Raw genomic sequence first — 21,643 nt, 5'->3', positions numbered from 1 at the left:
ATATACGGATGAGAGGAGGAAGTCGGGATGAAGCTGGAACGCTTGATGGCGATCACGATGATTCTATTAAACCGCCGGCGGGTGCAGGCGCAGGAGCTGGCCGACAAGCTGGAGGTATCCCTGCGGACGATTTATCGCGACCTGGAGTCTTTGAGCCTGGCGGGCATCCCCATCGTCTCGTACACCGGGACCGAAGGCGGCTATGAGATCATGGAAAGCTATCGTCTGGATCGGCAAATGTTGTCGTTCGACGAACTGATGGCGTTGTCCATGGCGCTGCGCGGCCTGCAATCGACGCAGGCCATGGATCCGGCCCAAATCGACCGCTTGCTGGAGAAGGTAGGGACTCTGGTTACGCAAGCGGAACAGGAGCACTTAACGGTCAGCCAACCGATACAGATCGATTTTACCCCGTGGAAAAAAAGCGAAGCCGAGCGCCAGAAGTACGAATCCCTTCATCATGCGGTACAAGGCCATAAACGGGTGCATTTTCATTACTTGAATGCCCAGGGAGAAGACTCGGAGCGCCTGATCGAGCCGATCGGCCTTGCGCTTAGGGGTTATGCCTGGTATTTGTACGGCTACTGCCTGACCCGCGAAGATTACCGGACGTTCAAGTTGTCGCGGATTCGCAGCCTTGAGGTGCTGGAAGATCACTTTACGCGCAGGGAAGCTGCCCCGATTCGTTCCCAAGATCGGGGACAATGGCGGCGGGAGAGTCCTATGATCCGCGTGGTCCTCAAAATTTCCGGCGATGCCAAGGTGTACGCGGCGGATCGTTTTGACGAACACGAAATCGAGAGATTGGCGGACGGGACCTTTCTCGTACGAACAACGATGCCGGACAACAAATGGGTGGGCTTCTTTCTGCAGTTCGGAACGGATCTGCTGATTCTCGAGCCTGCGGACCTGGCGGCGAAGGTAAGGAAAGCGGCGCTGGAAATCGCCGGGCTTTATGACGAGCAGGGTCATCCGCGGCAAGCGCCTGAGTCAGGCGGAGCGAAGCCTGGGCCGTGACCGCGAGCGAAACCGAACGATGCTAAATTGAAGGGAGGCTATATGGATGGATTTAACCGACAAAGTGGCCGTCGTTACCGGAGGATCCCGGGGGATCGGCCGCGCTACGGCAATAATGCTGGCGAAGCGGGGAGCCAAGGTGGTCGTCCATGACATGACCGATGCGGCATGCGCCGAAGAGGTGGCGGCTTATATACGAGAAGAGGGCGGCGAAGCGTTGGCCGTACAAGGCGATATGTGCGACGCGGACGAAATGGGGCGCATCATCGATAATGCAGCAAAGAAGTTTGGGAGCGTCGACATCCTGGTTATGAGCGCAAATCTGCCTTTTGCCCGCAAGCCGTTTGCCGAAATGGCCTGGGCGGAGTTTGCGCAGAAGCTGAACGATGAGATGCGCGCGGCTTTCGTAACGACTCAGGCAGTGATCCCGGGAATGATCAAGCGGCGTTCCGGCCGGCTGATCTATGTGTCCAGCACCCTCGGCAAAGATCCTTCCCCGCATATGATTGCGCTCGGAACCGCCAAAGGGAGCTTGGATACGTTCGCCGCCTATATCGCTCAGGAATTCGGTACTTACGGCATCACGGCAAACGTGGTTGCCCCAGGTCTGGTTCAGGCCGATGAGGCAGCCGAATTGACCGAGCAGGAAATGTCGGTCATCGGCAGCTTTACCCCGCTGGGCCGGGTTGCCGTACCCGAGGACGTCGCGGGAGTCATCTCTTTCCTGGCCGGCGGCGATGCCGGCTTCGTGACGGGAACGTATACGCCGGTGACCGGCGGGTTGGTGATGGAGTAGGGAAAGGACTGAAACCCGCTGATGCTGCTGCATCAGCGGGTTTTTGAGGATATCAAACCCAAATTGATCTCGTGTTGCGCAAGATTTGCTTCATCGTAGAGGAATCCGCTGAAACGTGCTCGATTATTTTGAGTTTGCGTTTGTTCACATCGAGGCTTTTGAGCTGGTCGGTGAGAACAACGCCGCCAATCTGCAACCCTTCGGGCAACGGGACCTCAAAGGCATAGTTCATAGACTGATTCGTAATGGGACACACAAAGGCGAAGCCGGTTATTTCATTGAATTCGGGTTCAGACAAAACGATGGCTGGACGACGACCAGCCTGCTCACTCCCGGCTTGAGGGTCGAAATCCAGCCATACCAAATCACCGCGTGAAGGAACCATCAAATCAATTCGCCTCCTTCTGTACCAAGATCAACTTCTTCATGCCGCGGGGAATCCGGTTTGTAAACGCTTCAAAAAAACTATTGAACTCCCACAATCCTCCTGTTATAATCGCATTGAAAAGCTTTTCAAAAGAGGACTTGAACACATGACCAATACCAAATCTACGATCCGAGACGTCGCGAAAAGGGCGGGCGTATCCATAAGCACGGTATCGCGCGTGATGAACGCGCCGGCTACCGTGGTGGAGAGCAAGCGGCAACGGGTGCTGGAAGCGATTCAGGAGCTCAGGTACCAGCCGAACGCTTTTGCCCGCGGGCTGATCTATAAGAAGTCTTTTACCCTGGGACTGCTGATTCCCGATATCGAAAACATGTATTACGCGGGAATGATTCGAGGCGTGCAGGATGCCTGCATCAAGTTCGGCTACAGTCTGATGATTTGCAACACGGACCGCGACAAGGAACGGCTGCTGTCGTACATCGATACGTTTCACGAGAAGCAGGTGGATGGCATCGTGTTCGCCAGCGACAAAATGTTCCCGGAGTATTACGAGAAGCTGGTCGGCTGCCGGATCCCGTTTGTCATGGTCTCATCCCATTCGGACGATTTCGATATTCCTTGCGTCGAAGTGGACGACGAGGCGGCGGCCTATGACGCGGCCCGTTACCTGATTGAGCTGGGGCACCGGCAGATCGGCATGATCGGCTTCAATCACAACCACTCGATATCCGGCCCGCCGCGGTATGCGGGTTTTGTTCGGGCCATGACGGAATGCGGGCTTACGTCCAATATCGCCAACGTCAAATATGCCAGCCATTATTTTGAACATGCTTATCAGGCAGCGCATGAGCTGTTTACCGAGCACCCCGATTTGACCGCCGTGTTCTGCGTCGCCGACGAATTCGCCATGGGCACGATCTCTTATCTTAAGGACCGGAATATCCTCGTTCCGGGTCAGGTGTCCGTCATTGGCTTCGACAATCACCGCATGGCCGGCATGTACATTCCGAAACTGACTACAATCTCTCAACCCATCTATGATCTAGGCTTCCGTGCCGCGGAGAAGCTGCATGAGCTGCTGACGACCGGCAGCGTGGAAGTACCCAGAGAAATCCTCCGGCATAAACTCATCGTCCGCGAATCTTCGCGGGAAAGAACAACGACCGATTGATTAGGCGGTTGCTCGCGCGGGAAACGGCCGCCGTATTTTCCAATTGCCGCCAAACGATGGACGAACTGCAAATAAAATCTGAAAAGCTTTTCAAAAAAACGGAACATTCCGCTGGGGAAGCTCATAAACATATACCGAAATGTAAACGCATTCATCCTTTCCCGTTGATGGAAGCTGCTTATCGATCTAAGCCAACACCTTAAATTTTGCCATATAAGCAAGATTCGTACGACCGCTGCTGAAAAGCTTTGCAAGGAGGTGATCCGTCCGAAAGCAACGTATCAGCCAGACCTTCAGAAGGCATGATCATTAAAAATATCGAAGGGGATGTAGGTCAATGAAAAGAAGATCCAAACTCGCTTCGCTGCTGCTCGTCAGCTGCCTGTCATTCACGATGCTCCTCAGCGCCTGCGGCGGGGGAAACAATGCCGCCAACAATGAGCCGGCTGCTCCGGCCAATAACGGCGGTACGGCGGAACAGGGCACCGACGAGGGAACCGCAACCAACGAAGGGGCGGCTGCCGGTTCGCCGCTGGAGCTGGCGCTGAAAGGCGAATACAAAGGGACCAAGGTGACGATGTTCGGTCCGTTCGTGGACGCCGACCAGGTCAAATTCGAGAGCAGCATCAAGGATTTCGAGGAAAAAACGGGGATCGACATTCAATACGAGGGCTCCAAGGAGTTCGAAGCGACGATCAACGTCCGCGTGGACGGCGGGAATGCGCCCGACATCGCCGACTTCCCCCAACCGGGCCTGCTCGCCGCAGTAGCCAAGACCGGCAAGGTCATGGACCTCAACGGCATTCTCGATCAGGAAAAAATGAAGGCAAACTACAACCAAAGCTGGCTCGATATGGCGACGATGGACGGCAAAGACGGCAAAATCATGGCCGGCGTATGGAACCGCAGCAACGTAAAAAGCTTGGTTTGGTACCCGAAGAAACAATTCGAAGAGGCCGGCTATGCGATCCCGCAAACCTGGGATGAGCTGATGGCATTGACGGAACAGATCGCCAAAGACGGCGACGCGGCTTGGGGCATCGGCATCGAAAGCGGCGCGGCGACCGGTTGGCCGGCCACGGACTGGGTGGAGGACATCATGCTCCGCACGACCTCGCCGGAGAATTACGATAAATGGGTATCGGGCGAGCTGCCGTTCACTTCCCCGGAAGTGAAGCACGCCATTGAAGTGATGTCGGAAATTTGGATGAACCCGGATTATGTGTACGGGGGAACCAAATCGATCGTAACGACGGCCTTTGGCGACTCGCCGACGCCGATGTTCGATAACCCGCCGAAAATTTGGCTGCACCGCCAAGCCAACTTTATTACGAGCTTCTTCCCGGAAACGGCGAAAATCGACGAAGACTACGACTGGTTCTACCTGCCGCCGATCGATGAGCAATACGGCAAACCGGTGCTCGTCGCAGGCGATATCTACGCGATGTTTAACGACCGTCCCGAAGTTCGGGCCGTGATGGAATTCTTTACGACCGGCGAATCCATCAAAACTTGGGTGCAATCCGGCGGCGTCATCGCGCCGATGAACGACGCGTCGCTCGACTGGTATACCTCGGAAGCCGACCGCCGCATGGCGCAGCTCGTGCAGGACGCTTCCACGCTGCGGTTTGACGGTTCCGACTTGATGCCGGGGAAAGTGGGCGCCGGAACGTTCTGGAAAGGCATGACCGACTATGTGAGCGGAACGGCCACGCTGGACGAGGCGCTTGCGCAAATCCAGGAGGGCTGGAAGAACTAACCCGGTTCGACAGTAAGACGCATCAACATCGTTCAGAGGGGCGCGTGGGCCGAAACCAGGTTCCGGCTAACCGCCCCTCTTGATTATTTAAACGGTGAGGCGAACCTGCTTCGCCTCACGTTGAGTGAAGGTTCAAAAAGTCAGGTTTGGAGCACCGAGAAGATTGGATGAAGCTAGGGACTGAGTAGCGGAGCGTAGACAGATCTACGTGAGTAACGGAAGGCCCGGGTGAATTCAAGATTCGACGTCGAATCCGCCTCTGTGCATAAGCTTCGTGATCGAAAGATGACTTTTTGAACTACCTATAAGGAGGGGTCACGATGAGTACCGAGGCCAAGCGAACCATCAGCCTCAAGGCCGTGCTCTTATCCCTGGCCGTACTGGTTGCCAACATTGCCGGACACGGCCTGATCTTCCGCTTTTTCCGCGACTCGACGCTGAATCCGCTGCTTACGGCGGTATTTGCCGTCCTTTGGGGCGTGGTTGGCGTGTATTTACTTTATTACACCTTTACCTGGGCGGTGGAGCAGTACCCGGATCGGGTACGGAGGAAGGTGCTGCCGTACGTGTTCATCGGACCTGCGGTGGTGCTGCTGGGCTGGCTGCTCGTGCTCCCGGCGGTGCGGACGCTGTATTTGAGTTTTTTTAACGCCTCGTCGGAGAAATTCGTCGGGCTGGCCAATTACGCGGCAATTTTCACCGACAAGCTTATGGCCACGGCGCTGCGGAACAACCTGCTGTGGGTGTTCGTCGGCACGCTGGCCTGCGTCGCGCTGGGCTTGTTGATCGCCATCCTCGCCGACCGCAGCAGCTACGAGAGAATCGCCAAATCGATCATTTTCATGCCGATGGCGATTTCGTTCGTGGCGGCGGGCGTCATCTGGAAATTCGTCTACTATTACCAGCCGGGCGATCAGCAAATCGGCTTGCTGAACGCCGTCGTCACCGCCTTGGGCGGGGAGGCGCAGGCCTGGACCAGCATGCTGCAGCCCTGGAACAACTTTTTTCTCATCCTGATTCTGATCTGGATGCAAACGGGGTTCGCCATGGTCATTTTCTCGGCGGCGATCAAGGGCGTGCCGGACGATATTCTGGAAGCGGCGCGGGTGGACGGGGCCGGGGAGATCAAAATCTTCTTCCGCATCATCATCCCGTTCATCTCCAGCACGATTTTGACGGTGACCACCACGATCATCGTGTTTACGCTGAAAATCTTCGACGTCGTCATGGTCATGACCGGCGGGCAATACGGGACGGAAGTGGTGGCGACCCAGTTCTACCGGCAGTTTTTCATGTACCGCAATTTCGGTTACGGCTCTACGCTGGCGATCGTCCTGTTGATTGCCGTATTGCCGGTGATCATCATTAATTTGCGGCAGTTCCACAAGCAGGGGGGATTCTAATGACCGGTACGCACGCGCATAAGAGAGGCAAACCCCGCAAACGCGGTAAAACGGTCGTCAATATCGTGCTGGGTTTCATTTGTTTGTTATGGCTGATTCCCACGATTGGTTTGTTCATCTCCTCCTTCCGCCCGGCGGCGGATATTCTGCAGACCGGCTGGTGGAACGTGTTCCCCCACCGGGAATGGACGAACGGGGAAACGATGCAGCTGTCCAAGGACATCGATTTGCGCGAGCCGATCGAGGTGGACGGCCAAACGTACAGCGACGACGAGCTGAAAGCCGGGGTTACGGAGGGGGGGCAGCGGCTGATCTGGGAAAACCGCCGGGCCCGTACGCTGAACGTGCAGGAGCAGGGCTGGGAGGTTGCGCCCGACCTGACGCTCGATAACTACAATAACGTGCTGACCGGCAAGGAATACAAGCTGAAGCTGGCGGACGGCAGCGAATCGGTGCAAAAAGGCACGGGCTTGTCCCAGGCGTTCTGGAACACGCTGACGATCGCCGTACCGGCGACGGTCATCCCGGTGCTGATCGCCTCCTTCGCCGCCTATGCGTTTGCCTGGCTGCGGTTCCCGGGACGTAAGACGTTGTTCGTCGTCATCATCGCCATGCTGGTCATTCCGCTGCAGGTGGCGCTGATCCCGGTGCTGAAGGATTATACCGCGCTGGGGCTGAACGGAAGCTACCTGGGCATCTGGCTGGCGCATACCGCCTTCGGCCTGCCGCTCGTCACGTATTTCATGTACAACTTTATCAGCCAGCTGCCGAAGGATTTGTTCGAATCGGCCTTCATCGACGGGGCCAGCCATTTCACGATCTTTTCCCGGCTGATCCTTCCGTTGTCCGTGCCGGCCTTGGCTTCCATCGGGATCTTCCAGTTCCTGTGGGTATGGAACGATTACCTGGTATCGCTGATCTTTATCGGCAACCAGCCAAGCGTGCAGGTCATGTCGATGAAAATCGCCGACCTCGTCGGATCCAGAGGCAACGATTGGCATTTGCTGACGTCGGCGGCTTTCATTTCCATGCTGATGCCGCTGGCGATCTTTTTCCTCCTGCAAAAATATTTCGTCAGAGGGCTGATGGGAGGCTCGGTAAAAGGATGAAGATGCAGCCATACGAGCATCCGGCGGCGCTGTACTCCCACCGCGAGTGGAGTTTGGTGGAGGATGCCTACGACGATAAGGACAATCAACGCAGCGAAAGCCTGTTTTCGCTCGGCAACGGGTACATCGGGATGCGCGGCCAGTTCGAGGAAGGCTACCACGGCGTAGAGGGGACGTCAGTGCGGGGCTGTTACCTGAACGGGTTCTACGATTCCGCGCCGATTCACTACCCCGAAGGGGCATACGGCTACCCGGCGAAGGGCCAGTCGATGCTGAACGTGACTGACGCCGGAATCATCAAGCTGGCCGTCGAAGGCGAGACCTTCCATCTCAACCGGGGCCACGTGCGTTTCTACAAAAGAGTGCTGCATATGCAAAGCGGCCTGCTGCACCGGCTGGTCGAATGGGAATCGCCTGCCGGGCACCGGGTGCTGATCCACATCCGCCGCCTCGTGTCGCTGCCGCACAAGCATTTGGCGGCGATCCATTACGAGGTGACGGCGCTGAACTTCGACGGCATCGTGTCGATGACCTCGGCGATGAACGGGGATATCGCCGAGCAGGCCGACCCGGGCGGCGATCCGCGCCTGGGGGCGCGCCGTCCGGAGCCCAGCCTCCTGTTCGAGGAGGCTGGAAGCGACGGGCGCGGCTGCGTCTGGCTGAAGCAGCGCACGCGGCACAGCCGCTTCGCCCTGCTGACGGCGATGAGCCACCGGTTGGACCTGCCGCCGTCGGCAGCCTATAGCCTGTCGGAGAAACACGACGGGCCGCGGCTTTCGGTGCAGTACGACGTGACGCTGCACCGGGGGGAAACCGCTTCGCTGAGCAAATACGTCAGCTACCACACGTCCCGGGACTACCGGGAAGAGGAGCTGCCCTCGCGAAGCGAAGAGGTGCTGCGCCTGGCCGAAAGCCGCGGCTTCGACCGGCTGGCCAAAGAGCAGCACGCCTGGCTCGATGCGTTCTGGAGCCGCGCCGACGTGGAAATCAAAGGCGATCCCGTGCTGCAGCAGGGGTTGCGCTTCAACGCGTTTGGCCTGCTGCAATCGGCCGGGCGCGACGGGGTGACCAGCATGGCGGCCAAAGGGCTCACCGGCGAAGGGTATGAAGGGCATTATTTCTGGGATACGGAAATGTACGTGCTGCCCTTCTTCACCTTTACGCAGCCGGAGATCGGCCGGGCCTTGCTGGAGTTCCGCTACCGCACGCTGGAACAGGCGCGGCGGCGCGCGAAGGTGATGTCGCAGAAAGGGGCGCTGTACCCTTGGCGTACGATAGGCGGCGAAGAGAACTCCGCCTTCTTCCCGGCCGGGACCGCGCAGGCGCACATCAACGCCGATATCGCTTACGGCATCCGGCAGTACGTCCAGGCGACGGGGGATCTGGATTTCCTTGTGCGGCAAGGCGCGGAAATCCTGTTCGAGACCTCGCGCTTCTGGGCCGATCTGGGCCATTACAATCCGGCCAAAGGCGGCGCGTTTTGCATCGATGCCGTCACCGGTCCGGACGAATATACGGCGATCGTCAACAACAACGCCTATACGAACCTGATGGCCCGGGAGCAGCTGAGGTACGCCTACGAGACGGCTTACCTGCTGCGCGAACGGTATCCGGAGGATTACGCCCGGCTGCGGCGGACGATCGGGCTTTCCGAGGAGGAACCCCGGGAATGGCTGCGGGCGGCGGACAAGATGTATATCCCGTTCGACGAGAAGCTGGGCATTTATGCGCAGGACGATACGTTCCTGTCCAAGCGAAAATGGGATTTCGCCGGCACGCCGCCGGAGAACTACCCGCTGCTGCTTCATTATCATCCGCTCGTTATTTACCGGCATCAGGTGCTGAAGCAGGCCGATCTGGTGATGGCCTTGTTTCTGCTCGGGGAGCAGTTCTCGCCGGAAGAGAAAATCCGCAACTACCGTTATTACGAACCGCTGACCACGCATGATTCCTCGCTCTCGCCGTGCATCCACAGCATCGTCGCCGCCGAGATCGGGGAACTGGACGCCGCCTACGACTATTTCAGCCGGACGGTGCGGATGGATCTCGACGACGTCAACGGCAACGCCAAGGACGGGCTGCATACCGCGGCGATGGCGGGTTCGTGGATGGCGGTCGTGAACGGCTTTGCCGGCATGCGGCTGGAGGGCGGAACGCCGTGCTTCCGGCCGTGCGTACCGCCGCAGTGGGAAAGCCTTCGCTTTAAGGTGACGATTCGCGGGCAATTGCTGGACGTCTTCCTCGACCGGGAGCAAGCCGTGTATACGCTGCTCGAAGGGGAAGGGCTGGAACTCCGGCACAACGGGCAGGCTGTGGCTCTTCGGCCGGGGGAACGGGTGCGGAAGCCGCTTGTCCGTTTGGAGGCCGGAGGAGGAAGTCGAACCTCCTGAATCGCGGGCTCCCGCCCTGGCCCGGACGCTCCAACCCTAGTCCAACGCCATCATGACGGTCCTCTTGACCGGAGGGGACCCGACGTCCAACCGCACGGGGCAATCCTTGCATGCCTGTCCGCCAAGCGTATAATAGGAGCGTAGGATTATTATGGAAGCGACAGGAGGATAACCATGAATTACAGAACGTTGGGCAGAACAGGACTGAGCATTTCCGAAATCGGCTATGGCGCTTGGGGCATCGGCAAATCCGGCTGGATCGGCGCGAGCGACGACGAATCGCTGCGGGCGCTTCGCCGTTCCGTCGAGCTGGGCCTCAACTTCATCGATACGGCGCTGGGTTACGGCGACGGACACAGCGAGAGGCTCGTAGGGCAAGTGGTGCGCGAGCAAGCCGCACTCGGCAAGGACATCTACGTCGCTACCAAAATCCCGCCGAAAAACGGGCAGTGGCCCGCCCGCGCCGGCGTGCCGGCCGACGAGACGTTCACCGCCGAGCATGTCATCGCCTGCACGGAGCGCAGTCTCGGCCATCTCGGCCTCGACGCGATCGATGTTCAGCAATTCCATGTCTGGTCGGACGAATGGGTCGGCCAGGGCTCTTGGCTGGAAGGCGTGCAAAAGCTGAAGGAGCAGGGGAAGATCCGCCATTTCGGCGTTTCCATCAACGACCATCAGCCGGACAATGCCGTCAAGCTGATCGAAACCGGGGTCGTGGATACCGTTCAGGTCATTTATAATATGTTCGATCAAAGCCCGGAGGATCGGCTCCTGCCGGCTTGCCGGAAGCATAACGTCGGCGTGATCGTTCGGGTGGCGCTCGATGAGGGCGGCCTGACCGGCAAAGTGACGCCGGATACGACATTTGACGAAGGCGACTTCCGCAACCATTATTTCCGCGATGACCGCAAGCGGGAAGTGTACGAACGCGTGCAGGCGATCGCTGCCGATTTGAACGTTCCGCTGGAGGAGATGCCGGAGGCGGCGCTGCGTTACGTGCTCAGCAATCCTGCCGTATCCACGGTGATTCCGGGGATGCGCTCGGTCCGCAACGTGGAGCGCAACATGCAGGTGGGCGACGGCCGCGGCCTGAGCGCCGAGCAGGTTGCCAAGCTGAAGGCTCATCGCTGGATCCGCAATTTTTATCAATAACATCGCGGCGTTCCGCCGTGAACAAAAGCGACCCCTTTGCATAAAACAAAGGTGGCCGCTTTTTTTGCGTACGGAAGGGAGAAGGGCGGAAAAAAGAATTAAAGGTGTTTTATACCCTTACGCGTCGGCCTTCGCGGCAGTATGATAGGGAAGGATCAAGCCGGCAAAGCATCCACATTTGGGGGACTTTACCTAATGGGGCTTGATGAACGCCAAACGGAAGGAGGTGAAAGTAGTGATGTATACGAACAATCTGGATATTGCCAAACAGCATATCGAGGACCTGCGCAAAGAGTTGGAGAGGTATAGGCTGGTCGAGCAAATCAGGCGTCGGCAAAAAGAAGCCGCGAAGTCCAAACGGACGGCGGCGCCGGTCATGAAACCCTCGGTCATGGATTCTATCCTCGCCAAGATGAGAAGGCTGCTGTAGGCTGCTGCGACGTCTGGCTTCCCCGAAAAGAAAAAATAGACCGTCCCAAGCAGGCACCGGTCTATCCGCTCCGTTTCTCGTCACTTTGTTCCCTTAGACTCTGCGTCTTTAAGTTTCTACGTCTCTAAGTCTCTACATCTTTATGTCTCAATGTCCAAGTTTCCATCTCATTGTCTCTTTGTTGCTGTCCAAGTCGGGCACGGTTCGTTTTGCTGCGGTTGATGCCGGCTCGGCGCCGGTTGCTCGGGTTTGCCAAGGAGCTTGTTACCGCGATTCCCGCGTCCGGGAGGAACGATACAGCTCCGAAATCAGCCGCAGCGATTTGATACCTTCCGTCCCGTTGATCCAAAAAGGCGACCCGGTCCGGATATGATCGTAAAAATCGGCGATCAACAGCCGATGGCTGGAGCCCCAGTACGATTTGCCGCTGACCTGGCCGGATTCATCAAGGGTGGCCGGAGGCTCGCACAATCGGGTTTCCCGGCCATCGCTGCTCAAATATAAGCATTCGCTGCGTTGATAGAGCGTTCCGCGTTCGAACACGAGCTCCAGCTCGACCGGCGAATTGGTTAAATACGCATTGGTGGCGTAAAACAACGCACGGGCTCCGCCTGCAAACTGAAGGCTCGCATGCGCCGTATCCTCCACTTCGATCGTGTCGCCCAGCGCGTCAGCGGTCACGCTGCCCTGGACGGAGACGATTTCGCCGCCGAACCACTGCAGCAGATCGAGCGTGTGGATGGCCTGGTTGATGAGCACGCCGCCGCCTTCGGTGGCCCAGCGCCCCCGCCAAGGGCTGCTTGTATAATACTCCTCGTCCCGCTGCCAGGTGACGATGCCCTTCAAGCACAGCAATCGGCCCAGCGAACTTCCGTCAATCAGTTCCCGGATTTTTTGGGACGAGGCGTTATAGCGGTTTTGGAACACGACGCCTAGCTGCGCCCGACGATGCTGCGCCGCTTGCAGCAGCGCTTCCGCCGTCTGCAGGTTATGCGCCAGCGGTTTTTCCGTCAGCACGTGTTTGCCGGCCTGAAGCAAGCGCGCGGCCATTTCCGCATGCAGGTGATGGGGCGTACATAGATGCACGACCTGGATATCCTCCCGCTCCAGTAAGGCGAGATAATCGCTCGCCGCTTCGCAGCCGTACGCCGCAGCCGCTTGTTCGGCCTTGGACAGGTCGCTGTCGACGACGACCTTCAGGTTAACTCCCTCCAGCTTTCCGACGGCTCCGGCATGCAGCGGAAAAATCGTCCCGCAGCCGATGATGGCCGCGCCAATGGGTTCTTGCATGGTGGATCCCATCCTGTCCTAATGAGATGTAATGATGTCGATGGCTTGCTGCTGCGCCTTCAGGCATAACTCCGCGGCCTTGAAGGCGTGCTCTTGCGTCATGGCGTTCTCCGTCCGGTGCAGGCAATCGAGAATCAGCTCGCCGAAGTACGGAAACCCGACCTGGCCGCGTACGGCGAAATGCTGTTCACCGTCCTGGTTGACCAGGTAGACATGGTCGCCGTCCGCGTCCCGGGCAATGTCGGTGTATTTTCGCAGCTCGATGTACCCTTCGGTGCCCAAAATAAATGTCCGCCCGTCTCCCCAGGTACCGAGGCCGTCCGGCGTAAACCAGTCGACGCGGAAGTACTGCGTCGCCCCGTTGTCCCCGACCAGCGTCGCATCGCCGTAATCCTCCAGCTCGGGATATTCGGGGTGGTGGTAGTTGGCTGTTTTGCTGTGCGTCACCCGGGCGTCCTTGCAGCCGGCGTAGAACAGGAATTGCTCGATTTGATGGCTGCCGATGTCGCAGAGGATGCCGCCGTATTTCTCCTTTTGGAAAAACCACTCCGGCCGGGAGGAAGCATTCAGCCGATGCGGCCCGAATCCGGTCACCTGGATCACGCGGCCGATCGCTCCTTGCTTGATAAGCTGACCGGCGTACACCGCGGATTCCACGTGCAGGCGTTCGCTGTAGTATACGGCGTATTTCCGTCCGGTTTCGCGCACTTTGCGGCGGGCGGCTTCAAGCTGGTCAAGGCTGGTGAACGGCGTCTTATCGGTAAAATAGTCTTTTCCCGCGTCCATGACCCGCAGGCCGAGCGGGCCGCGCTCCGACGGCACCGCCGCCGCGGCGACGAGACGTACCTCCGGGTCGGCGAGCACCTGCTCGAGGCTGTCCGCCTTGGCCGCCTGCGGGTATTTCTCGGCAAAGGCCTGCATTTTGGCCGGATCGGGGTCATAGACCCATTTCAAGATGGCTCCGGCTTCGATCAGGCCGCCGGTCATGCCGTAAATATGCCCGTGATCGAGGGCCACAGCCGCAAAGACGAACTCGCCCGGCCGGACGACCTCGTTGGGCCGCCCCTTCGGCGCATAATTCATTCCGTCCCGGGTTTGAAAAGCTTCCGGCCGTTGGTTGGTTTGGTTGGTTTCTGCTGGATTGGTCATCATGTCGGCTCCTACATCCTTTCGCGAATGAATTCGGCGAACTGCCGCAGCATCGACTTCGAGTCCCATTGGCCGCTGAAATCCTCGATGCCCAGATAGCCGTCGTACCGGGCGGATTTCAGGTCTGCCAGCAGCCGGCCGAAATCGACGATGCCGCTCCGCAGGGGAGCCCAGGCGCAGCGCCATGCCGCGGTGCCGTCCTCGCGCGTCCCGGCTTGCGTCCAGGCGGCGTTTTTGACATGGACATGCGCCAGATAAGGACCGAGCAGCTGCAATCCCATTTGGAACTGCTCGTAGCCTTCGTGCACCATGTTGCCCGGATCGAACAGCACGCCGATATGGTCGGGGTCGCAGTGGCTGACGAGGCGGTGGGCCAGGCCGGCGCTTGGGGCGATCGTCAGGTGGTGCGTTTCCACGACGCCTTTGACGCCGTATTGTTTGGCCAAACGCTCGGCTTCTTTCAAATAGCGGACGGTTTTGTCGTAAAGCTCGGGGTAAGGCGCCGTACCGTCGTAACCGGCTGCGCCGACGCGGATCATTTTCGCTCCGAGCAGGCGGGCGGCGTGGAATACCCGCTCCGTTTCCTCTACGTCCAGCGCGTTCAGATAGGGGGTTACGCTGGTCACCTCCAGCCCCCCGGCTTCAGTGATTTCCTTGAAGCGCAGCAGCTCGTTATCCGGCAGCGACGGATCGATCGAGCACAAATTGTTGCGCCAGAACGAAGGCGTCTCTCCGGCCGCATCGGCGGGAACCTCCTTATAGCGCCACTCTACGCCATGCAGACCGGCTTCGCGCGCCGCTTGCACCAGCTCCTCCGGGGTCAAATCCGGGGTGGCTACGGTAAACACGGATAATTTCATCGTTATCGCTCCTCCTTTTAATTCCTATATGGGATGGGATGCCTTGTTTGCCCGGCTCAATAAAGGTATAAAAGGCATTGACGTTGCAATAAAACTTTCACGGTCAAGCCGGCAACCGGTTTTGGCGTAAGATCTACACTCAGGTCAACACTCGCTGTCCGGACGCTTTGCACGATTATCCCGTTTGATCAGACCATGGAGCAAAGAAAGGAACAAACTCGGAGGAAGAACATATTTGGCGCAAATCTTATTTTTATCCCTAACCCAACCCTAACCCCTGCTCCTTGCTCCCTTAACAAAGGGGATAATCGTGCAAAGGAGCATACAGAGATAACAAGACACGAGATTTTAATTTTGACTCGTTTTTATGCACATAGAGTATCTTGTAGAGGCAAAAAAGTCCTCTATTTGCTGCGACTTTCGCAGCCGCGACGGGGCTAGGCTTGGCCCGGGCCCCAACCCAGCTCAGTGCGTGCCCGATACGTCGAGTACCTTGCCGCTGCCGCCATTGCCTGCCACCGGGCCGCCCCCGGCATCCTTGCGGAACGCCGAGGCGCTGATCTTCTCCTGCAGCTTGGCGTAGTACAGGTCCTCGTCGAGCGGCAGATCGACCCAATCCTCGGTCCAGGCCGATAAATGCATGGCATTGGACAACATCAGGCCGTGAATGCCTTCCTCGCCCGGAGCCAACAGCGGCTCGCCGTGCAGCAGGCCGTTCGTGAAGTTCTGCAAAATCCCCTTGTGCTGCGGACCGTCGCCGCCGCTAACGGGGATTTCGCATTTCCAGCATTCCGGCTGGCCGAAGCCGCCGGTGTACTCCGCGTTGAAACGCGGCTCCGGCACGCGAAGCCGCCAGAAGGTCAGCTTGCCGTCCTCCACGACGATTTTCCCGTTGTCGCCCGTCAGCTCGAAACGGTTCGTTCCCGGCGCCTCGCCGGTCGTGGTGACGAACAGACCCGTAGCGCCGTTTTCGTATTCGACATACGCGGTCACATCGTCTTCGACCTCGATGTTGCGGTATTTTCCAAAGTGGCAAAAAGCCCGGACGCGCTTCGGCATCATCCCGGTCGTCCACTGCCACAAATCCAACTGGTGCGGGTCCTGATTCAGCAGTACGCCGCCGCCTTCCCCGGCCCAGGTCGCGCGCCAGCCGCCCGAATCGTAATAGCTTTGCGAGCGGTACCAGTTCGTGATGATCCAGTTGGTGCGGCGGATCGTCCCAAGTTCGCCGGAGGTTACGAGCTCGCGCAGCTTGGCGTATAGCGGATTGGTCCGCTGGTTGTACATAATGCCGAACTGCTTGCCGGACTTCGTGGCCGCCCGGTTCATTTCCCGAACGGCTTTGGTATACACGCCGGCCGGTTTCTCGATCAGCACATGGTAACCGCTCTCAAAAGCCTGCACCGCCAGCGTCGGGTGATCGTAATGCGGCGTGGCGATCAGCACGGTATCCATCGCCCGCGACGCGAAAAAAGCGTCCGTATTGTCGAAGGTCTGTACCGTTCCGGGCAACCGCTCTTTGGCCCATTTCAGCCGTTCCGGATTCCAGTCGCACACGGCCGTGAGCTCCGCGCCCTTAATCTCGCCGGTCAAGCCGAGCGCATGCGAAGTACCCATATTGCCGATGCCGATGATGCCATACCGTACTTTGTCCATATTGCTCCCTGCCTTTCTTTTTTAGAGGTAGTTCAAAAAGTCATCTTTGGATCACGAAGTAATTGCGAAGAAGCAGGTCCGACATCGAATCTTGAACTCAGCCGGGCCTAAGCTAAGGAACTATGTAGTCTTAACTCTCTTAGCTTAGCTTGAATCGGGGAGAAAGAGAATGGCTAAGACTAAGAGGCTTTTGCGCAAAATTAAGGTGAAATCGATAAATGGCGATGCTACAATAAAAACAGGATTCGCGGAAATGGAAATGCTTACAATAGAGGGAGATGGGATGAAGATGAGCGAGATGGACCCTCTCGCCGGGCGCCTGCCCGAGAGTCTGACCGCCACGGTCACGCATGCCCAATTGAAAAGCGGGTTTCCCGGTTGGAATCGGACGGAGCAAGCCCCCAGTTTTAACCGGCTGTACTTTATTTCCCAGGGTGAAGGGTCGGTCATCCTGAACGGAGAAACGTATTACCCCCGGCCGGGCCAACTGATGATTATGCCGGCGGGGGCGAGCCAGACGACCTTCACCGCGCCGGAGAACCCGTATACCCGGTATTATTGCCATTTCGACGCGCAGGTGGGGGAATGGCCGCTGTTTCATGCGGGAAGCAAGCTGTACATCAGCGACGCCAGGGACCCGGATTACGTCCGTACCACCTTCGACGAGATGATCGGCCAGTTTCAGACCGGCGGCCCGTTTGCGGGGCTGCGGATGCAAGCTTGCCTGCTCAACCTCCTGGCCTGCTGCCTGGAGGAAGGCGGCTACCGCGATTATTTGAAGGATTACATGCAGTTCACGGAGAGGAACAAGCTGGGCGGCGTATTGAGGCACATCCAGGAGCACCTGTACGAACCGCTGGAAATCGAGGCGTTGGCCGACATCGTCCATCTGCACCCGAATTACTTCATTCCTTACTTCAAAAAAATCATGGGCGTCACTCCGATGCATTACGTGCAGCGCAAACGCATGGAGGAGGCCAAACGGCTGCTGACCTATACGGACGACAGCATCGCCGATATCGCCGATCAGCTCGGCATGCAGTTGGCGCATTTTTCCCGCCAGTTCAAAAGCCATGCCGGCATCTCGCCTACTGCTTATCGGACTTGCACCCGGTAGGTTTCGGGGGCGAATTCTTTTATTTATGAGGTGACTGCCAGCACTCGCTTCGCTTCCAATCAAACCGTCCGCTCTCTGCTTGCCAAGAGAGTTGGCGGTTTTTTTGTGCATTTTTCGATGTAAGGCGTTTTCCTTCATAAATAGTAACAATGCGTTATAGATGGGGAGCGAGCCGGTTTTTAGAATGGGAGATAGAAAAAACATCCAGTTCTGGCATCGGCAATGTGATTCGGCGGTTTTACGGCTTCATCCCCATTTAAAGGAGGCGTTAAGGTGAAGAAACGTTTGCGGACAGGGAGTTTGGCAATCGCGCTGATCCTGATGGTTGCCGGTGCGTTTTCCGGCTCCGTAGGATCCACGCAGGCCGCTTCGGCGGAGGAAGAGGGGGGCGTGTACTCCAACCGGCAGAACGTGGTACAAGCGTCCAACGGGAAGGTTTCGCTGGTTTACGATTTGGCTAAAGGCACCGGCAGCTTGTCTTGGCAGGGGCAAACCGTGGTTCAGGAGTTCAGCACGAACTTTCGGAAGAAAGGCAGCGACGCGGAGCTAAGCTCTCGCGATGCCGTAGAGAGCACGGCGGAGTGGACCAAGCTGAAGCAGGACAAGTACGGCAAAAACGGCCGGAAGCTGACGATCCGCAGCCGGCTGGAAACGGGCGAACGAATCGATCTGGGCTTTTATTTTTATCCGAAGGTTTCCTATGTGTTGACCGAAATGCAGGTGCATCAAGAGGATGGGGTGACCGTCACGGAATTGACGCCGATTTCCGCGCAGCGAGTGGACATCGGGAGGGGCAATGAGAAGAAAGTCTTTACGACGCCGTATTCCAACAACTTCGATTTCGGGGTGGCGCCGGTCGACGATTTCGGCAAAAGCCAGAACGGAGCCGACCGTTTTGCCGGGGAGCAGCTGACCTGGGACGATTTTAACGGGATCAGCCACTGGGTGGCGGCGGTATTCGATAACGAAAGCAATCGCGGATTCGTCGGCGGCGCGGCGACCGTGCAGAACTGGAAAAGCAGTCAAAGGCTCAGTGAAGCGGAATCCGCTAACGGGCCGTTAACCGGGTTCGCCTTATACAATTGGGGCGGAAGCAAAAGCGGGACCATGGTCGCCTCGGACCTGTTTTTCCTCGGGTTTTATGACGATTACCGGCAGGGGCTGGAGGAGTACGGCACCGTATACAACACGGGGGAACCGCATTTGGAATGGGAAGGCGACGTGCCGATGGGCTACAATACCTTCTATTCCCACGACCGTTATGCCACGGCCGAAGCGATGTATGCGATGGTCGATTACATGGCGGAGCATCTGCAGCCGCTCGGGTATGAGTATTTTAACCTGGACGGGGGCTTTCAGCCGGAAAGCGGGTTGCCGTTCGACCAGGCGATCCCCAAATTCATCGATTACGTGCATGCCAAAGGGCTGAAGGCGGGCGGATACTCCACGCCGTTTACGATCTATGAGGAGTGGCTCGATCTGCCGGTCGAGGGCACGAATTTGACGCATCGCGATATATGCTTGAAGGACGAACAGGGCAACCTGATCAAAACGTATCTGAACACCTATGCCCTGGATCTTTCCCATCCGGTTTCGCAGCAGATCGTGAAGCGCAACGTGGACGACTACATCCGCTGGGGTTACGACTATATCAAGCTGGACTTTATCGATATGGGCATGTATGAGGGGCAGCATTACGATCCGACGGTGAACGGGATGGAAAATTACCGGATCGGGATGGGCATCATCCGCAATGCCGTGCTGGCGGCGGACCGCCCGATTTACATCAACGAGTCGATCGCGCCGCTGCTGCCGGCCGCCTTCGCCCATGGCAAAAGAGCCGCTTGCGATACGTCGCTCGGCGTAGCCAGCTACTCCGGGATCGAAAGACAAGCGTTCAACAGCGTTGCCTCATGGTGGACGAACGGGACGATCTACGAATACAACGACCCGGATATGATCATTCCGCAATACGTCATTCAAGGATTCTGGTACAAATTCAGCCAGCAGGACGCCAAGCTGCTGAATACGGCCGTGACGCTCGGCGGCGGTCATTATCTGGTCGGCGACAATCTGCCGTTCATCGACGAAGACCGCATGGCCTGGCTGCACAATGATTCGCTGCTTGGCCTCGTGAAGCAAGGAAATGCGGCGAAGCCGGTCCGGATGACGGATTTCTACCACCATGAGGCGCATTCCCCTTCAGTGACGATGCTTACCGATGATGGGGGCAACCGGGTGGTGGGGTTGTCCAACTGGACGGATCAAACGCAGGAAATCAACGTCAGCCTGGCGGACCTGGAGTTGAAGCCGAACAAGAAATACCGGATGACGGAGCTGTACAGCGGACGGTCGTTAGGTACGGCACAGGGAACGTTGACTTACAAGCTGGAGCCTAAGGGAACGGCCATCATCCGAATCGCCGACGGCAAGGAGGACCCCATCGATCCGCTGCCGGCGAATCTCGCCCTCGGCAAACCGGTTAACGTGTCCTCGACCTGGGCGGATGCCGGATACGAAGCCGACAAACTGACGGATGGCGATATTTCCACGCGCTGGAATGCCGCCGACGGACAGCTTAACGATCAATGGGCGGAAATCGATTTTGGCGCGGAAACGAAGATGAACCGGGTCGTCGTGAAGGAGTTCCGGGACCCGAATTTTAAAGTGGCCAATTATGCGCTGCAGTATTGGGACGGCTCGCAGTACAGGGATATTACGAAAGGGTTCACGTTGGGAGACAACCGGGTACTGAGCTTCCCGGAGATCACCGCGTCCAAGCTGCGGCTCTATATGCATACGAACTATGGCGTGCCGTCGATCTATGAGATGGAGGCCTACTACGTGCCCGGGGAGGGCGGCAGCCGCATCGACCAGGATGACAGCCGGTCCGGTTACGACTATTATTCGGACGTGCGGGCGGTCATCCAGCGGATGCAGACCTTCACCTTGAAGCATTCCGATCTGCCTAAACTGGATGTGTACATTTATGAAAGTTACCGGAACGCCGTCCCGAAAGACGCTTATTACTTCGAGCTGGTCGTTCTGGACGATCAGAGCAACCCGGCGGAGAAGCTGTTTACGGCCGCGCTTCCGGCCTATAACATTCCGGGATCGATATCGCCGTATTCGATTTATCCGAAGCTGCAGGGGCTGGATACTTCCAAAACCTATGGCTTGATCCTTAAATCGCCCGGCTCGGATTACACGGAAGGCACGGACAACAACTATGGGTTTGCCTATAGCGACGCCAACCCTTATCCGAATGGAGAAGCGAAGCTGTCGACGGACGGCGGGCAAACCTGGTTCACGGAAAATAACCGCGATCTGATTTTCACATTGTACACCGCGGCGGATTGGGATCCGGCGGCGGGGAATGTGGAGCAAAGCGAGCCGGGCGTGGAGGCGAATCCGCCAGGAACGCCGGGCGGGGACGGAGAGAGCTTGATCCCGGAGGTAGAGCAGGAGGAGCCGGGAGCGGGCGCGCAACTGTAATCCGACTTGAACGCAACTCACCTCGACTGGAATTGCAACCGAAACAGCAACCGAAACTGCAATCGTTGTCGTAACAGCAAGGCTTGTTCGAGACGCGATAGGGCACACTAGTTTACCGTACAAAATGGGGGGGCCGATGGGCCTTCCCCTTTCTTTTTAACGAACTCAGCAAATCTTATTCCTCTCATCATTGGCCATTTCGTGCGCTAACGAACTGGAGGAGCCTTATTGGCTTGTAACAGGATGGAAGCAGGCTTGGATTCACCTATTAAGGACTTTTCGGTTCGTTAGCTAGCACGAGGGTCGCTTCACTCGTCAATAGCGCCTCTACGGTTCGTTAGCCATGGACAGAGGCCTCGCCAGCTTTCGGCGCTGCCCATGTTCCTTTATACTGGATACACAAACGGCCGGACCATCGGGGAACATGGACAATCCTGCAATCCGGTGCACGGAAAGTCGGA

The 21,643-nt window shown here is 57.7% G+C and carries 16 protein-coding genes; 11 read left to right on the top strand and 5 right to left on the bottom strand.

What is annotated here, in order from left to right; all coding sequences use genetic code 11:
• Positions 1-27: 27 nt before the first annotated feature.
• Entirely contained in the window at positions 28-1,017 is a 990-nt protein-coding gene (locus ACQ4N8_RS08615) for a helix-turn-helix transcriptional regulator (protein WP_430703938.1), read from the top strand.
• 46 nt (positions 1,018-1,063) lie between these two features.
• The gene (locus ACQ4N8_RS08610) at positions 1,064-1,813 is read left to right on the top strand and encodes an SDR family NAD(P)-dependent oxidoreductase (RefSeq protein ID WP_430703937.1); all 750 of its coding nucleotides are present in this window, start codon (positions 1,064-1,066) and stop codon (positions 1,811-1,813) included.
• Between the two features lie 52 nt (positions 1,814-1,865).
• On the opposite strand, the gene ACQ4N8_RS08605 is transcribed toward ACQ4N8_RS08610, so the two are convergent.
• Positions 1,866-2,201 carry a type II toxin-antitoxin system PemK/MazF family toxin gene (locus ACQ4N8_RS08605; RefSeq protein ID WP_430703936.1) on the bottom strand — a complete coding sequence of 112 codons (336 nt, stop codon included), beginning with the start codon at positions 2,199-2,201 and terminating at the stop codon, positions 1,866-1,868.
• Positions 2,202-2,346: 145 nt separating this feature from the next.
• Here ACQ4N8_RS08605 and ACQ4N8_RS08600 point away from each other — a divergent pair, with 145 nt between their 5' ends.
• The 7 genes from ACQ4N8_RS08600 (at position 2,347) to ACQ4N8_RS08570 (ending at position 11,615) form a co-directional block, all read left to right on the top strand.
• Positions 2,347-3,372, top strand: coding sequence for a LacI family DNA-binding transcriptional regulator (locus ACQ4N8_RS08600; RefSeq protein WP_430703935.1), 1,026 nt, complete (start codon positions 2,347-2,349; stop codon positions 3,370-3,372).
• A 337-nt stretch (positions 3,373-3,709) separates the two neighbouring features.
• Positions 3,710-5,131 (top strand): ABC transporter substrate-binding protein, encoded by a 1,422-nt coding sequence (locus ACQ4N8_RS08595; RefSeq protein ID WP_430703934.1) that lies wholly within the window; start codon positions 3,710-3,712, stop codon positions 5,129-5,131.
• Between the two features lie 320 nt (positions 5,132-5,451).
• On the top strand, positions 5,452-6,534 hold the full coding sequence (locus ACQ4N8_RS08590; RefSeq protein ID WP_430703933.1) for a carbohydrate ABC transporter permease: 1,083 nt from the start codon (positions 5,452-5,454) through the stop codon (positions 6,532-6,534).
• Positions 6,534-7,643, top strand: a complete 1,110-nt coding sequence (locus ACQ4N8_RS08585; RefSeq protein ID WP_430703932.1) for a carbohydrate ABC transporter permease — start codon at positions 6,534-6,536, stop codon at positions 7,641-7,643. Before ACQ4N8_RS08590 ends, ACQ4N8_RS08585 begins: the two co-directional genes overlap by 1 nt.
• A complete protein-coding gene (locus ACQ4N8_RS08580; RefSeq protein ID WP_430703931.1) occupies positions 7,640-10,033 on the top strand; it encodes a glycoside hydrolase family 65 protein in 2,394 nt (797 codons plus the stop codon). Before ACQ4N8_RS08585 ends, ACQ4N8_RS08580 begins: the two co-directional genes overlap by 4 nt.
• Before the next feature lie 174 nt (positions 10,034-10,207).
• Entirely contained in the window at positions 10,208-11,185 is a 978-nt protein-coding gene (locus ACQ4N8_RS08575; protein ID WP_430703930.1) for an aldo/keto reductase, read from the top strand.
• A 235-nt stretch (positions 11,186-11,420) separates the two neighbouring features.
• Entirely contained in the window at positions 11,421-11,615 is a 195-nt protein-coding gene (locus ACQ4N8_RS08570; RefSeq protein WP_430703929.1) for a hypothetical protein, read from the top strand.
• A gap of 264 nt (positions 11,616-11,879) precedes the next feature.
• Here the strand turns inward: ACQ4N8_RS08570 and ACQ4N8_RS08565 are convergent, their stop codons facing one another.
• The 4 genes from ACQ4N8_RS08565 to ACQ4N8_RS08550 form a co-directional block, all read right to left on the bottom strand.
• Positions 11,880-12,905, bottom strand: coding sequence for a Gfo/Idh/MocA family protein (locus ACQ4N8_RS08565; protein ID WP_430703928.1), 1,026 nt, complete (start codon positions 12,903-12,905; stop codon positions 11,880-11,882).
• A gap of 18 nt (positions 12,906-12,923) precedes the next feature.
• The gene (locus tag ACQ4N8_RS08560; RefSeq protein WP_430703927.1) at positions 12,924-14,054 is read right to left on the bottom strand and encodes a Gfo/Idh/MocA family protein; all 1,131 of its coding nucleotides are present in this window, start codon (positions 14,052-14,054) and stop codon (positions 12,924-12,926) included.
• Positions 14,055-14,065: 11 nt separating this feature from the next.
• On the bottom strand, positions 14,066-14,914 hold the full coding sequence (locus tag ACQ4N8_RS08555; protein WP_430703926.1) for a sugar phosphate isomerase/epimerase family protein: 849 nt from the start codon (positions 14,912-14,914) through the stop codon (positions 14,066-14,068).
• Between the two features lie 465 nt (positions 14,915-15,379).
• Positions 15,380-16,570, bottom strand: a complete 1,191-nt coding sequence (locus ACQ4N8_RS08550) for a Gfo/Idh/MocA family protein (RefSeq protein WP_430703925.1) — start codon at positions 16,568-16,570, stop codon at positions 15,380-15,382.
• Between the two features lie 289 nt (positions 16,571-16,859).
• Between ACQ4N8_RS08550 and ACQ4N8_RS08545 the strand changes: the two genes are divergently transcribed.
• Complete coding sequence (locus tag ACQ4N8_RS08545; protein WP_430703924.1) at positions 16,860-17,687, top strand: AraC family transcriptional regulator; 828 nt, start codon at positions 16,860-16,862, stop codon at positions 17,685-17,687.
• A 273-nt stretch (positions 17,688-17,960) separates the two neighbouring features.
• Positions 17,961-21,182, top strand: coding sequence for a discoidin domain-containing protein (locus ACQ4N8_RS08540; protein ID WP_430703923.1), 3,222 nt, complete (start codon positions 17,961-17,963; stop codon positions 21,180-21,182).
• The last annotated feature ends 461 nt before the right edge of the window (positions 21,183-21,643 follow it).

This window comes from Paenibacillus macerans, assembly GCF_050565405.1.
GTDB classification, from domain to species: Bacteria; Bacillota; Bacilli; order Paenibacillales; family Paenibacillaceae; genus Fontibacillus; species Fontibacillus macerans_B.
Note: the sequence above shows the minus strand (reverse complement) of the source record. Positions and strands in the feature narration are given on the sequence as shown.

Excerpts from the sequence above, each read along its gene's own strand:
- ACQ4N8_RS08615 (WP_430703938.1), top strand. The coding sequence starts at position 28 with ATGAAGCTGGAACGCTTGATGGCGATCACGATGATTCTATTAAACCGC.
- ACQ4N8_RS08610 (WP_430703937.1), top strand. The coding sequence starts at position 1,064 with ATGGATTTAACCGACAAAGTGGCCGTCGTTACCGGAGGATCCCGGGGG.
- ACQ4N8_RS08600 (WP_430703935.1), top strand. The coding sequence starts at position 2,347 with ATGACCAATACCAAATCTACGATCCGAGACGTCGCGAAAAGGGCGGGC.
- ACQ4N8_RS08595 (WP_430703934.1), top strand. The coding sequence starts at position 3,710 with ATGAAAAGAAGATCCAAACTCGCTTCGCTGCTGCTCGTCAGCTGCCTG.
- ACQ4N8_RS08590 (WP_430703933.1), top strand. The coding sequence starts at position 5,452 with ATGAGTACCGAGGCCAAGCGAACCATCAGCCTCAAGGCCGTGCTCTTA.
- ACQ4N8_RS08585 (WP_430703932.1), top strand. The coding sequence starts at position 6,534 with ATGACCGGTACGCACGCGCATAAGAGAGGCAAACCCCGCAAACGCGGT.
- ACQ4N8_RS08580 (WP_430703931.1), top strand. The coding sequence starts at position 7,640 with ATGAAGATGCAGCCATACGAGCATCCGGCGGCGCTGTACTCCCACCGC.
- ACQ4N8_RS08575 (WP_430703930.1), top strand. The coding sequence starts at position 10,208 with ATGAATTACAGAACGTTGGGCAGAACAGGACTGAGCATTTCCGAAATC.
- ACQ4N8_RS08565 (WP_430703928.1), bottom strand. The coding sequence starts at position 12,905 with ATGCAAGAACCCATTGGCGCGGCCATCATCGGCTGCGGGACGATTTTT.
- ACQ4N8_RS08560 (WP_430703927.1), bottom strand. The coding sequence starts at position 14,054 with ATGACCAATCCAGCAGAAACCAACCAAACCAACCAACGGCCGGAAGCT.
- ACQ4N8_RS08555 (WP_430703926.1), bottom strand. The coding sequence starts at position 14,914 with ATGAAATTATCCGTGTTTACCGTAGCCACCCCGGATTTGACCCCGGAG.
- ACQ4N8_RS08550 (WP_430703925.1), bottom strand. The coding sequence starts at position 16,570 with ATGGACAAAGTACGGTATGGCATCATCGGCATCGGCAATATGGGTACT.
- ACQ4N8_RS08545 (WP_430703924.1), top strand. The coding sequence starts at position 16,860 with ATGAGCGAGATGGACCCTCTCGCCGGGCGCCTGCCCGAGAGTCTGACC.